5 protein-coding genes and 1 pseudogene are annotated in these 14,376 nt (G+C 58.3%); all 6 read left to right on the top strand.

Features of this window, described 5'->3' with window-relative positions; all coding sequences use genetic code 11:
* The first annotated feature begins 3 nt into the window (after positions 1-3).
* A complete protein-coding gene (locus QW71_RS02715) occupies positions 4-5,427 on the top strand; it encodes a beta-ketoacyl synthase N-terminal-like domain-containing protein (protein ID WP_052769848.1) in 5,424 nt (1,807 codons plus the stop codon).
* A gap of 19 nt (positions 5,428-5,446) precedes the next feature.
* Complete coding sequence (locus tag QW71_RS02710) at positions 5,447-6,709, top strand: hydroxymethylglutaryl-CoA synthase family protein (protein ID WP_039292955.1); 1,263 nt, start codon at positions 5,447-5,449, stop codon at positions 6,707-6,709.
* A 5-nt stretch (positions 6,710-6,714) separates the two neighbouring features.
* Positions 6,715-7,464, top strand: a complete 750-nt coding sequence (locus QW71_RS02705; RefSeq protein WP_039293177.1) for a polyketide synthase — start codon at positions 6,715-6,717, stop codon at positions 7,462-7,464.
* 190 nt (positions 7,465-7,654) lie between these two features.
* Positions 7,655-9,598 (top strand): annotated as a pseudogene (locus QW71_RS42130) (beta-ketoacyl synthase N-terminal-like domain-containing protein); the annotation flags it as partial.
* Between the two features lie 57 nt (positions 9,599-9,655).
* Positions 9,656-12,757 (top strand): type I polyketide synthase, encoded by a 3,102-nt coding sequence (locus QW71_RS42125; RefSeq protein ID WP_373604757.1) that lies wholly within the window; start codon positions 9,656-9,658, stop codon positions 12,755-12,757.
* Between the two features lie 13 nt (positions 12,758-12,770).
* Positions 12,771-14,376: beta-ketoacyl synthase N-terminal-like domain-containing protein (locus QW71_RS02695; RefSeq protein WP_039292952.1), on the top strand; the 1,606-nt coding region annotated here is incomplete at its 3' end.

Genomic DNA, 14,376 nt, shown 5'->3' with positions numbered 1-14,376 from the left:
TCTATGCTGACGATATTGAACGATTATAGTAATGGCTATATAGCCATTCCCGTCATTGCAGCATGCAGCAAGCAGGGACTTTTCGCGGAGCTGTCCTTGACGGACCCGGTTTCATTTCAGGAGCTTTGCGGGAAACTGAACGCCAACAAGGGTTTTTTACGCATCGCGCTGAACATGCTTGAATCGATGCATTGGGTGGAGAGAAGCGAAGGGGATGCTTATATCCGCACGGCTTCGGCCGATGTTCATGAACAGATGCGGGAGGAAGGCGTGCCGCTGTTGTCTTTTCCGATGAAATCATATTTAAAAAGAAACCCATCCAAGCTCACACTGGAGCATTGGATCGAACGGTCGGAGCGGCAGTGGGATATGCAGGACCCGGTCATGGCCCGGTTTATGGACGGCTTGCTGGTGATTCCGCTCCTCCTGGCACTGAAAGAAAACGGCCAGCTAAGCTACGGGCAAGACGGAAGCAACACGCTGCTGCTGAAGAACATGGGGGCGCGCACCCGTAAGGAGATTAAGCGTTACTTTTCACATCACGGCTGGCTGGCGCAAGTTAAGGACGAGGATTGCCTGACTGATACGGGCCGCTTTATGGTGGACCGTATTTTCATTACCGCGGCGATGGCCGCCTACCGGCCGATGCTCCTGAGTATGGACGAGATTCTGTTCGGGGATTCCAGGGCGGTCTTCGGACATGACGGGGAAGGGCATGAGCTGCATATCGACCGGACGTTGAATGTCGTGGGCAGCGGATTTCAGCATGAGAAATATTTCTCCGATATGGAGGAAATCGTCCTGGCGATATTCAACCGTGAGCCGCTCGCGGAGCAGCCGAAATATATTGCCGACATGGGATGCGGGGACGGCTCCCTGCTGAAGAAGATGCATGCCATCATCCGGGATAAAACGGTCCGGGGCCGGCATTTGCAGGAATATCCGCTTAAGCTGATCGGCATCGATTATAACGGGAAGGCGCTGGACGCGACAAGCCTGACCCTGCAGGGGACGGAGCATCTGGTGCTCAAGGGCAATATTGGAGATCCGGCCCAGGTGATCCGGGATTTGAGGGAGCTAGGGATCGGGGACCCGGAGCATATTCTGCATGTCCGTTCGTTTCTCGATCATGACCGCCCCTACCTGCCGCCGGCAGATCAGGTGTCGGCCGCTGCCCGCTCGCGGGTCCGTTTCGACCAGCCGTATACCGATTCGGAAGGGAATGAGATTCCGGGAACCGACGTGTTTCAAAGCCTGGTGGAGCATCTGGAACGCTGGGCATCCGTCATGGGTAAGGACGGTATAATCATCCTGGAGGTACACGGCCTGGAGACGCGGACTGTACGCGATTATATAAGCAAATGCGAAAGCTTGCATTTCGATGCCTACCACGCTTTCTCCCAGCAGCTTCTTGTAAGTGCAGAGCAGTTTCTAATGGCCGCATCCGAGGCGGGCTTGTTTCCGGATTCTAATTATTTCCGCAAATACCCAAAGACGATGCCCTTCGGCCGTATTACCTTGAACCGGTTCGAACGGAGAGACTATAGAATCCGGTATGCCCGTCTGGACGATATGCCGGCTCTAGAGGAGCTGGAGGAGGCATGCTGGGAGCCGGATCTTCGAACACCGCCCTCCTCCATCCGGAGCAGATGGGAGCAGGACCCGGCGGGTCAGCTTGTCCTTGAAGTGGATGGAAGAATAGCCGGAGCGGTGTACTCCCAGAGAATTGGAGCATCCGGGCAGCTGAGGCAGGCTTCCTTCGGCCGGTTGGAAGAGCTGCAAGAGGAGAATGGACCGGTAGTCCAGCTGCTTGGACTGAACATTCTGCCCGGGATGCAGCACCGGAATTTGGGGGACCAGCTGCTGGAATTTATGCTGCTGCGATGCAGCCTGATTAGCGGAGTACATACCGTAGCAGGCATTACCCGGTGCAAGAATTACTCGCGGAATTCCGGGGTCCCGCTGGAGGATTATATCCGGCTGCGCAACGAGCATGGCAGCCCGGCGGACCCGAATTTAAGATTTCACGAATGGCATGGGGCGGAGATTAAGCAATTGATACCGGGCTACCGGCCGCTCGATACCGCGAACGAGGGTCAAGGCGTCTGGATCGAATACGATTTGCAGCACCGGCATCAGAAGCTTAAGCATGCAGCATCGCCTTCGCCTGAAGAAGTGAAAGCGTTACCCGCGGCGAAGATGCCGCTGCCGGCCAGAAATGTTCCATCCCGAAACGGCTTGATCCGCGACTACGTGACGAAGGTTATCGGTCTCGTCCTGGGGGGCGGTCAAGAATTCTCCATGGACCAGCCTTTGATGGAGATGGGACTGGATTCGGCGGATCTGCTGGAGCTGAACGAACGGATCAGCCACGAGTTTTCTGTCCGATTGGAGCCGGCCTTTTTCTTTCAATATAATACGCCGCAGCTCATCGTTGCTTACTTGGAGGATCAGGCTGCCCCTCAGGAGCCGCAAGCCGAAGAGGAGGTTGCCGCTGTGAAGCCCGTTGATGCTCCGGATTGCACGGATAGCGGGAACCTGCGTCAAGCTGCTGCCAGGATTGGCGAAGCGGCACCGGATAACGGTATCGCTATCGTTGCCGCCGCCTGCCGGTTTCCCGGAGGCGTGTCCAATCTGGATGAACTGTGGGAGCTGCTGCAGGAAGGAAGAAACGCCGTCGGGCGTATGCCGGACGGCAGATGGGAGTGGCCGGATTCCGTCGATACGGCTCAATCCCATAGGGGGATCGATAGGGGCGGTTTTTTGGACGATATTTCGGGCTTCGATCCTTCGTTTTTCCGGATCTCCCCGAAGGAAGCCGAATGGATTGACCCGCAGCAGCGTCTGCTGCTTGAGCTTGCCTGGGAATGCTTCGAGCACGCAGGTTATCCGGCCAAGGAGCTGGCCGGTAGCGATACGGGTGTGTTTATCGGGGCCAGCGGCTCTGATTATCAGAGGCTGCTGGATAAGCACGAGGTTTACTACGGCCCTGGCGCTTCTATGGCGGCCCTGCCGAACCGCCTTTCGTATTATTTTAATCTGCATGGCCCGAGTCTGTTGATCGATACGGCCTGCTCCAGCTCGCTTGTAGCCATTCATGAGGCCGTACGTTCCATGACCGATGGGGAATGCGGGCAGGCGCTTGTGGGCGGCATCCATCTGATGTGCCACCCGGCCAACAGCATCACCTATTACCAGGCGGGGATGCTGTCGAAGGACGGTGCCTGCCGCACGTTCGATGCCGAAGCGAACGGATACGTGCGCGGGGAAGGAGCCGGCATGGTGCTGCTGAAGCCGCTTGATCAAGCGCTGCGGGATCAGGATACCATCCTTGCCGTTATCAAAGGCACGGCTGTTAACCATGGAGGCCAGGCCGGCGGACTTACGGTTCCGAATCCGGCCAAGCAGGCCGATCTGGTAGCCGCCGCTCTTCGTAAGGCTGGCTTTGCTCCCGAAACGGTTGGCTATATCGAAGCGCACGGAACGGGCACTTCGCTCGGTGATCCGGTGGAGATCGGCGGCTTGAAGGAGGCGTTCACCAGGCTGTCCGGCGGTAAAACGGAGGATTCCCCGCAGCCTTACTGCGGCCTAGGCTCGATTAAGACGAATATCGGACATCTCGAGGGAGCTGCGGGGATCGCCGGGCTGCTTAAGCTTGTGGTCAGCATGCGGAACCGGAGTATTCCGGCTTCACTGCATTTTCATGAGCTGAATCCGCATTGCTCGCTGGACCAGTCCCCCTTCTTCGTTGCCTCGGAGCAGCAGTCCTGGCCTTTGCCGGAAGGTCATCCGCTGCGCAGGGGAGGCGTCAGCAGCTTCGGGTCCGGAGGCACGAATGCCCATGTGCTGGTGGAAGAAGCGCCGGAGCGGAAGATTCTGTCCCCGCTGGACCGTTCACACGAACTGCTGTGCATATCCGCTAAATCGGAGCAAGCGTTACAGAACCGGGCGAGAGATTTACTGCTATGGCTCGAACGGAATGGAGGATCGTACCGGATCGCCGAAGTATGCGCCGCATTGCTGAACGGCAGGGAGCATTTCGCAGGGGCACGGGCCGCCTTCGTCGTTCAAAGCCGGGAGGATATGAAGGATAAGCTTGAGGCGCTGCTTGAAGGACGCGATACGGGCGGGTATTTCAGTGCCGGGCACCTTGGCGTGAATGGAAAATTCCGCCGTCAACCGCTCTTCGAAGAGCTGGGACAGGGCATTATCAGGGAAATAGAATCGGTACGGGGCGCGGCCCTGGAGAACGGACTGCACGCGTTGGCGGAGCTGTACGCCGCAGGCTACGATCTCGATTGGAAGGCGATGTACGCCGGCGTTCCCGTTCCCCGGATTGGACTGCCAACCTATCCGTTCCAGCGGGAGAGGTATTGGATTGGTGACAGAAGGGGCAAAGGGGCCTCGGAGCAGCAGCCGAAAGCGCCGGACACTGCGCCGGTAGGGTACGAGTCCGGTTCATACCCGGCGGTCTCAGCTCCGGCCGCGGCAAAGCCGCATGTAGAGCCGCAGACGGCTTCAACGGCTGACGCCCGCACGCAGGAAGTTTCGGAGCTGCAGGGGATAACAGCGTTGCGGCCGGTAACCGAATACGGGTCCAAGAGCACCGTACAAGCGGCAGACCGTTCCAGACCTTTCATCTCGCTCAAGCCTTCCTCCGAATTGCTACCCCATACCGCCGGAGCGTCCAGCGGCAGGGAACCGCAGCGCAGGCCGGACCTGTGCGAAGCCGGTAACGAGCACGCGTTACAGGAAGAACTGGCACTTAGCTTGGCTGAGGCGCTCTACATGAAGCGCAGCGAGATCGACCCGGGCGGGAAGTTTGTTGATTTCGGGCTGGATTCCATTATCGGGGTCGAATGGATTCAGACCCTTAACAAACGGTACGGCACGAAAATTCCGGCAACGAAAGTGTACGAGTATCCGACACTACGAGATTTTTCCGGGTATTTGGTTCAGCTGATATCCCCATCATCCGAGGGGCATATTGCTGATCTGCCGAAGGAGGAAGCCGTCCTTCACCCGCCGGTGTCCGCTCCATCCGCAGGGCCGTCAGATCTGCTGAAGCAGCTGGCTTTAAGCTTGGCGGAAGCTTTGTATTTGAAGCCTGAAGAGATTGATCCTTCCCGGAAATTTGTTGATTTGGGGCTGGATTCGGTCATCGGTGTGGAATGGATTCAGACGGTTAACCGCCTATTCGGTACAGCAATAACGGCAACCCAAATCTACGCCTATCCGACACTGTATGATTTTGCGGAATACGTACAGGAAACGCAGACAGAAAAGGAGGGTCCGCCTAACGCGGGCACGGCTGAGGCCGAGCTGTCGGTCGACGAGATATTGGAAAAGGTATACACGGGGACGCTGGACAGCGGCCAAGCCGGTCATTACTTGCAGCAGCTTCGCTATACGGGAGCTTCAAAATAAACGATGGGAGTGCGATACGATGGTCTCGGTTGGAATCGAAGCGATGAATGTGTATGGCGGGTCGGCCAGATTGGATGTTCTCGAGCTGGCCAAATTCCGCAGCCTGGACACCTCCCGGTTCGAGAATTTGCTGGTGAAGGAAAAAACGGTGGCGATGCCCTACGAGGATGCCGTTACGTTCGGTGTCAACGCCGCCAAACCGCTCCTCGATGATATGACACCGGAGGAGATCGGGCGGATAGAGCTGCTTGTGACTTGCACGGAATCGGGCATCGATTTCGGCAAATCGCTCAGCACCTACATCCATCATTATTTGGGCTTAAGCCGGAACTGCCGGCTATTCGAAATCAAACAGGCCTGTTATTCCGGTACAGCAGGATTCCAGATGGCCGTCAATTTCGTATTGTCGCAAACCTCGCCCGGAGCCAAGGCGTTGGTGATCGCGACGGACATCTCCCGGTTCTCGGCAGCTGACGCCGCCGAGGCCGAAGGGGCGGACTGGTCGTTCGCTGAACCGAGCGGTGGCTCGGGTGCAGCAGCGGTGCTGGTCGGCGAGAATCCGGCTGTATTCGAAGCCGATATCGGAGCGAACGGTTATTACGGATATGAAGTGATGGATACCTGCCGCCCCGTTCCGGATACGGAGGCGGGCGATGTGGATCTATCCTTGCTCTCCTACCTGGATTGCTGCCAGCAAACGTTCCAGGAATACAAAAAGCGGGTAATCGGCGCGGATTACCGGAGCACGTTCCAATATCTGGCCAGCCATACGCCATTCGGCGGAATGGTCAAAGGTGCCCACCGCACCATGATGCGAAAGGAAGCAAAGGCGGGTCAGGCTGAAATCGAGGAGGATTTCCTCCGGCGTGTTATGCCGGGAATCAGTTATTGCCAGCGGGTAGGCAACATTATGGGTGCGACCCTGTTTCTGTCTCTCGCCGGCACCATCGACCAGGGCAGCTTCGAGACGCCGGGGCGAATCGGCTGTTTCTCTTACGGCTCGGGATGCTGCTCCGAGTTTTATAGTGGTGTCGTGACGGCGGAAGGCCAGCGGCGGCAGCGGCGTTTCGGCATCGAACGGGCGCTGGGCGAACGTTATCCGCTGTCAATGGCGGAATACGATGAGCTATTGCGGGATACGCAGGCGATCAAATTCGGAACCCGTAATGCGAAGCCCCATTCGCAGCTGATCCCGGAGGCTTGGCAGGCGCTGCGGGGTAAAGGCCGGCTGGAGCTTGTACAGGTCCGGGATTATCACCGTGAATACAGCTGGGGGGGCTGATGGCAATGTTCTCTTCGGTCGTTCGGCTGGATGAAGCGGAAGCAGGCATTTTCCAAATTACGATGGAGGACCGTGCTAACCGGAATATGTTCTCCGGAGAGCTGATCGCCGGGCTGCGGTCTGCCTTTGCGGAGATCGATGCCAATCCGGACGGCAAAGCGGTCATTCTGACCGGATACGACAGCTACTTTGCCTCCGGCGGTACCCGTGAGTCACTGCTAAGCCTTCATGAAGGCCGTGCCCGGTTCACCGATCTCGATGTGTACAGCCTGGCCTTAAATTGCAAAATTCCGGTGATATCCGCCATGCAGGGTCACGGAATTGGCGGCGGATTCGTGCTCGGGTTATTTTCAGATATAGTCATTCTTAGTTTGGAAAGCGTATACAATACGAATTTTATGAAATACGGCTTTACGCCCGGCTTCGGCTCCACGCTGATCGTACCCCGTAAGCTGGGCATGAGCCTGGCACAGGAAATGCTCCTCAGCGCAGGCAGCTATCGGGGCGCGGAGCTGCAGAAAAGAGGTATTCCGTTCCCTGTACTTCCAAGGAATGAAGTGTTGGAGCATGCGTACGGCGTAGCCAGACAGTTAGCGGAGAAACCAAGAATATCCTTAATAACGCTCAAAGACCATTTGACCGCTTCTTTGCGCAGGGAGCTTCCGGAAGTTGTGCAGCAGGAGCTTGATATGCACACCAAGACGTTCTTTCAGGATGAAGTGCGGGACCGGATTATGAACTTGTTCGGGAATTGAATTTATGGCAAAAGAGGGAATGCCGATGAATGCGGAACAAATATTGCAGGCGCTGATGCGAAAGGAAATCCGGCCGGATGAAGCCAAGGCGCTGCTGGCATCCGGCAAAGGACAGACAGCCGCAGCCGAATCGTATACGAACATAGACGGGCGGCGGAATAAGCCTGCGGACCGGACGGTTGCCGGCCGGGAAGCCATCGCGATTGTCGGAATGTCCGGCAAATATCCGGAGGCTGACGATTTGCCGCAGTATTGGGACAATTTGTCGGCGGGAAGGAATTCCGTCAAGGAGATTCCCCCGTCGCGCTGGAATACCGGCAACTACTACAATCCGCATCCTCAAAAAGGAAAAGTTTATGCCAAATGGCTGGGAATGCTCGAAGACTTTGCGGATTTCGATCCGCTCTTTTTTCATATATCGCCGACGGAAGCGGAATGGATGGATCCGCAGCACCGGTTGTTTTTGCAGGAAGGATACAAGGCGTTTGAGGACGCCGGGTATAGCCCTCAGCGGCTGGACGGCATGAAGTGCGGTCTATATCTCGGCATCATGAGCAGCGAATACGGGGCGCTGTGCAGAGAGAGAGGAAAGGCGGACATGTCTTCCGGCTTTGGCTTTGCCCATACGACGGGAAGCAGCCATGCCATAGCGGCCGCCCGCTTGGCTTATTACCTGAACCTGAAGGGGCCGGCGATCCCGATTGATACGGCTTGCTCCTCCTCGCTTGTTGCTGTTCATCTGGCCTGCCAGGCGTTATTGAACCGGGAAACCGATATGGCACTGGCCGGCGGCGTGAGCTTATATTTGACCCCGGAAACGTACGTTTCGATGTGCGATGCGGGCATGCTCTCACCTGACGGGCAGTGCAAAGCCTTCGATAACAGCGCCAACGGGTTCGTACCCGGCGAAGGAGTCGGCGCTATCGTCCTGAAACGGCTGGGAGACGCAGAGGCGGACGGTGACTCCATTCATGGTGTCATTCTCGGATCGGGCATCAATCAGGACGGGAGAACGAACGGCATCACCGCGCCGAGCTTGAGCAGCCAGATGGAGCTTGTGCGGGATATCTATGAGAAGTACGGCATTGATCCGGAGAGCATCGGTTATGTGGAGATGCACGGAACCGGCACCAAGCTGGGCGATCCGATCGAGCTTGAGGCAATATCGGCCGTATTTAAGGAACGAACGAGCCGTAAAGGCTATTGCGCTATCGGTTCCGTGAAAAGCAATATTGGCCATACATCCGGGGCAGCCGGCATCGCCGGCATCCAGAAGGCCGTGCTGCTTATGCGTCATAAGAAGCTCGTCCCGACGCTGCACTACCGGGTGCCGAATGAGCATTATTCCTGCGAAGATTCGCCGTTCTATGTGAATACGGAGACGAAGAACTGGGAGAGCCGAAATGGTGCGCCGCGCCGCACTGCGGTCAGTTCGTTTGGCTTCAGCGGAACCAATGCCCATCTTGTCCTTGAGGAATATACCGACAAGAGACCTTCCGCCGGGCGGGGCGTTCAGCCGTTGTTCGTGCTATCAGCCAAAAGCGGTGAGCAGCTGGCGGAGTACGCCCGAAGCTTGGCAATTGTGATCGCTACCCGGGAGCAGATCGATTTGGCCGATGTTGCCTATACGCTGCAGACTGGCCGTGATGCAATGGACGTACGGCTTGCTTTTCAGGCGGATTCCAGAAAAGCGGTTATTGATGCATTGAACAGTTACCTGTCTGCTGGCGGGGGAGACGGTATGGTTACAGGCCGTGCACTCACCGACCGGCGCCTGCTGGAGCAGGAGCTGACTCCCCTGATGAACCGCTGTATCCGGCAAAAGAAGGCGAAACCGGCGCTTGAGCTGTGGGTACAAGGGGCGGCGGCGGACTGGGACGCATGGTATGGGGACCGCAAGCCCCGGCGGATCAGCCTGCCGACGTATCCGTTCCTGAAGGAACGGTATTGGCTGCCGCCTGAACAAGATGCCGGGGACATCTCGGCGGCGGAACAGCACCGGCAGGAGGCGCAGCGTAATGGCGAAGATGCGCATGCCGGGCGCAGCCTGCGGATACTGCGGAAGGAATGGGAGCCTTGCCCTCTCCGGGCAGAGCCGGGCAGCAACCGCGGAACGGTCGCCATTCTGGCGTCGGAGGAGACGAAGCCGTTAGCGCTGCTGCTGTCGCATAAGCTTGCTCCGGCCCAGATCATGGGCCCGGAGCAGCTGCGCGGTGAGCTGGACAAGCCCGCACCGGAGCAAGCGGCCTATTCGGGTCTCATCGACTTAATCGGCTGCGGGAAGCAGCGGAGCGATGAGGTGGAAGACTGGATAACCTGGCTTCAGCGGCTGGTCGAATTCGGGAGCCGGGACGTTATGAAGCTGATCGGCGTAACCCGGGGGCTGGAGGCGGAGAATGGCCCGGGCAATCTGTCGGGTGCTGTGCGGGCCGGCTTGTACCGGATGCTGCAGAGCGAATACAGTCATCTTCGTTCAAGGCATGTGGACTTCGGACCGGATTGCGGCGAGCCTATTATGGCGGAGACGATTGCGGCAGAGCTGCTGACGGATAGTGAGGAGGCCGAGGTGCGCTACCTAAGCGGGACGCGGTACCGCGCCTGCTTGGGTGAGCTGCCTATGGATAGCGGAGAAGCGACGCCCGTCTCGTTTCCGGAAGGGCAAACGCTGTGGATTACCGGGGGCACCCGCGGCATAGGGGCGCTCTGCGCGAAGCACTTCGTCAACCGCCGGGGTGTTAGGCGGCTGGTGCTGACGGGGCGGGAAGCATTTCCGCCCCGGGCGCAGTGGGAGGCATACGAGGCGGACGCAGACAGCGCGATCGGGCGGAAAATCCGGGCCGTAAGAGAGCTCGAGGCACTGGGGGCCGAGGTGAAAGTGCTGTCCCTTGATCTGACCGATGAGGAGGCGGTGCGCCGCTGCTTCGATGAAGTCAGAGCCGCCTGGGGCCGGATCGGCGGCGTGCTTCATTGCGCCGGGATCGTCGATCAGGAGACGCCGGCGTTTATCCGTAAATCAGGCAGCGGCATCCGGGAGGTGCTGGCTCCAAAAACAGCGGGGCTGGATGTATTGCTCCGCTGCATGAAAAGCGAGCCTCTGCAGTTCTTCGTGCTGTTCTCGTCCGTGTCGTCCATTGTGCCGGCGCTTGCATCCGGACAGAGTGATTATGCAATGGCGAATGCTTATATGGATTACGCGGCACAGGCATGGCGCGGGGAAATCCCGGTTGTCAGCGTCCAGTGGCCCAATTGGAAGGAAACGGGCATAGGCGAAGTGAAGAGCCGGATCTATCGGCAAAGTGGTCTGCTGTCGCATACGAATGACGAAGGCTTAAGGCTGCTGGATCGTATTCTAGCCCGGGGTCTTGGACCGGTCGTGCTGCCGGCCGTCGTCGATCCGCAGCACTGGAAGCCGGAACAGCTGCTGCTGCGCAGACTGGGGAGCGGGCAGGGGGAATCGCAGTCTCAGCCTTTGCGGCAGGGGACGGCCCATAATACCGGACAAGACGGGAGAGAAGGCCTTCTGTATTCCGTGTCGGCACTCTTGACCGGCGTCTTTGCGAATGAACTGAAGCTTGCCCAGTCGCGGCTTGATCCCGATACGCCGTTCACCGAATACGGCGTCGATTCCATAATGCTTGCCCAGGTGCTGCGGACCGTACGGCAGTCGGCCGGCATTGATCTGGACCCGTCGGTATTATATGAATATCCGACTATCCGCCTGCTGTCGGAGTGGCTGGCGGATAAACACGGCGCATCGTTCTCCCTGGGGGCCGCAACGAATCCGGAAGAAGGAGCTTCGGATAAGGACAAGGGGATTCTCGGAGCGATGCTAAACGGCCGGGAGAAGCAGCCGGTTCAACCGATCCCCGCACCAAAGGCAGACCCCGTTCCTGCCACGGCAGTGAGGACAGGAACGGGGCCGGCCGATATCGCGGTCATCGGCCTGTCCTGCCGTTTCCCGGGAGCGGAGACACCGGACGGCTACTGGCGGCTATTGTCAGAGGGAAGGTCGGCGATCCGAACGGTAACCCGGGATAACTGGACGGGTGGAGCAGCTGATTATGCAGGGCTGCTTGACTGTTCGCGCACGATGCCTGCCTCACATTTCCGCCTGTCGGAGGAAGACGCGAACGCGATGGACCCTCAAGCGCTGCTGCTGCTCGAGGAGAGCCTGAAGGCATGGCATCATGCAGGCTATGTGTCGGAGGAGATCAAGGAGCGCAGCATCGGAGTCTATATCGGCGCGCGGAGCCGGCACGAGCCGGACGAAGCCAGCCTGCTCCAGGCCCGGAATCCGATTCTGGCGGTCGGAACGAACTATTTGGCGGCTAACATTTCGCAATATTTTGACCTTCGGGGTCCGAGTGTGGTCTTGGATACGGCCTGCTCGTCGGCGCTCGTCGGCTTGAACGTGGCGGTACAGGCACTGCTTGCCGGCGAGATCGAATGCGCGCTTGTCGGCGGTGTCAGTCTGCTCGTATCCGACAAATCGCACCGGCTGTTCCGGCAGCGCGGCATCCTGAGTCCTGAGCCGCAATTCCATATCTTCGACGGGAAAGCGAGTGGCGTGGTGCTGTCGGAAGGAGCAGGAATCGTACTGCTTAAGCCTGTAGCGCAAGCGCTGAAAGACGGAGACCGGATTTATGCGGTCATTAAGGGAGTTGCCGTTAACAATGACGGACGGACAGCGGGACCGGCCGCGCCGAATTATACGGCGCAGACAGAAGTGATGCGCCAGGCACTGGCCCGGAGCGGCAAGCAGCCGGAGGAGATCGGCTACATCGAAGCGAACGGGTCAGGATCGGAGGTGAACGATCTGCTGGAGCTGAAGGCGACCCAAGCCGTGTACCGCAAGGCAGGCGGACCGCCTCTTTGCATCGGGTCTGCCAAGCCCAACATTGGACATCCGCTGTGTGCAGAAGGTATCGCCGGCTTGATTAAGCTTGTCTTGATGCTGGATCGCCGGGGGTATGTTCCGTTCCTGTCCGGCCATACGCCGATGAAACATTTCGATATCGGCGCTTCGCCTTTTTATTTCAGCAGGGAGCATCAGGAGTGGGCGGGTCCCCGTACCGCAGCGCTGAACTGTTTTGCGGACGGAGGCACGAACGCGCATATCATCCTCGAAGGCTGGGAGGAGCTTCGCGTACCGGATGTGCTCCGCCGTCCGCTGCCGCTGCCGGCTATGGAGCCGTATGGAGGGCCGGGCGTCACCACCGGGCTTGAGGGGACTGACGATTCGCAGCCGGGTGAAGCGGAGAGCGAACCGATCATCTGGGAATCGTACGCCTAAAGGAGGATCACGAATGAAGCAGCAGCTGGTCTTTAATCAAAATAATCCGATGATTCGGCATCATCAGGTCTGCGGACAATCGCTTCTGCCAGGCCAGGCCTATATCGATATACTTTATCAAATCTTCCGGAAGTACAAATACCGGTTCAACGAGCTTGAACTGCGCAATCTGTCCATCCATCAGCCATTGACCGCCCGGCCCGGCGAGGATATTGTGCTCACCATCCAGGTGACGGAAACTGCGGAAGGCCGCTGGGCGGTGCGCTTCGGGGGCCGGAGCCGGCGCAGCGGAATATGCTCCGGTGAGGAAATCTTGTATGCAGTGGCAGAAATGCACCGGATCGGGCCCGTACTGTTCGACGATAAGCTATATCCGGACGAATACAAGTCGGCCCCGGCGCGTTCCCGGGATCTGGGCAGGATGTACGAGGAGTGGACGCAGCGCGGCGTCTTGCATACCGGTTTCATGAAAGCTGCGGGAACGTTATGGGAAACAGACAAAGCCTACATCATGGAAACGGCTGTCAGCGAGGAGGCGCTCCTGACGGCGGACAAATTTATGTTCCATCCCGTACTCCTGGACGGAAGCGGGGCCGGGATTCTCGGGGGCTTGTTCAAGGGTGGATTACAGACCGGGAAAGGTCTGCTGCTGCCGTTATTTTACGAATCGTTCCGCGCTTCGGGACTGCTGCAGACCGGCTGTTCCGCCGAGGTACTCTCCTCTTCCGTCCAACAAAGGGGAGAGCTGCTATCGATGACGATCAGTTATTACGATAATCAAGGGAGTAAAGTAGCTGAGCTGACGAACTTCACAATGAAGCTGATTCGCCAAGACAATACGGGAGCGGAAATTATTATCGGTGAGTCTCGCCCGGACGGACAACAGCAGCAGAGCCATGCGGCGGGGGCTGCGGCAGCGCTGAAGCTCGTGCGGAAGCTTCTGGCGGAACAGCTGCAGAAGACGGAAGAAGAGCTGAATCCCCATGCCGGCTATTACGAGCTGGGTCTCGATTCGGCAGGCCTGCTTGCCATTGCGAATGCCATCGAAAATGAGATCGGAGACGCTGTGCCGCCAACGCTGCTGTTCGAGCATACGACGGCCCTGCAGCTGGCCGACTATTTGGCATCGGCCTATTCTGGTCGTTTTGGCAGGAAGGATACGTACGGAAACATCCCGTCCTTCAGGTCCGCCGACCAGCCGCAAGGCCGGGAACAAGCGGCAGCGAACGCCCTGCCATCGCCAGATGCCGGTGCGGACGGTGACATTGCTATTATCGGGATGGCCGGAAGGTATCCCGATGCGGACGGGCTAGCCGCCTTTTGGGACAATTTGAAGGCGGGCAAGGATAGTATCCGCCAGGTTCCGTCCACCCGCTGGCAATGGGAAAGCTATAAGGATATTGTTTCGCCTTCGGGCAAGCCGGTGTCCCGCTGGGGAGGCTTCATCGACGATCCGGATTGCTTTGACCCGCAATTTTTCCGGATCTCCCCAAGGGAAGCGGAGACGATGGATCCTCAGGAACGGTTGTTTTTAACGGTCTGCTGGGAAACGATTGAGGATGCGGGATATACACCGGGTACGCTTGTTCAACCCCGGGGCTGCCATAAGCGGCAGCCGG

The sequence above is a fragment of the Paenibacillus sp. IHB B 3415 genome (assembly GCF_000802655.2).
In the GTDB taxonomy this organism is placed as follows: Bacteria; Bacillota; Bacilli; order Paenibacillales; family Paenibacillaceae; genus Paenibacillus_AQ; species Paenibacillus_AQ phytohabitans.
This window is presented reverse-complemented; position numbering and strand designations above follow the sequence as displayed.

Bases quoted from the DNA above. Each gene is read 5' to 3' on its own strand.
- QW71_RS02715 (WP_052769848.1), top strand. From the start codon at position 4: ATGCTGACGATATTGAACGATTATAGTAATGGCTATATAGCCATTCCC.
- QW71_RS02710 (WP_039292955.1), top strand. From the start codon at position 5,447: ATGGTCTCGGTTGGAATCGAAGCGATGAATGTGTATGGCGGGTCGGCC.
- QW71_RS02705 (WP_039293177.1), top strand. From the start codon at position 6,715: ATGTTCTCTTCGGTCGTTCGGCTGGATGAAGCGGAAGCAGGCATTTTC.
- QW71_RS42125 (WP_373604757.1), top strand. From the start codon at position 9,656: ATGGGCCCGGAGCAGCTGCGCGGTGAGCTGGACAAGCCCGCACCGGAG.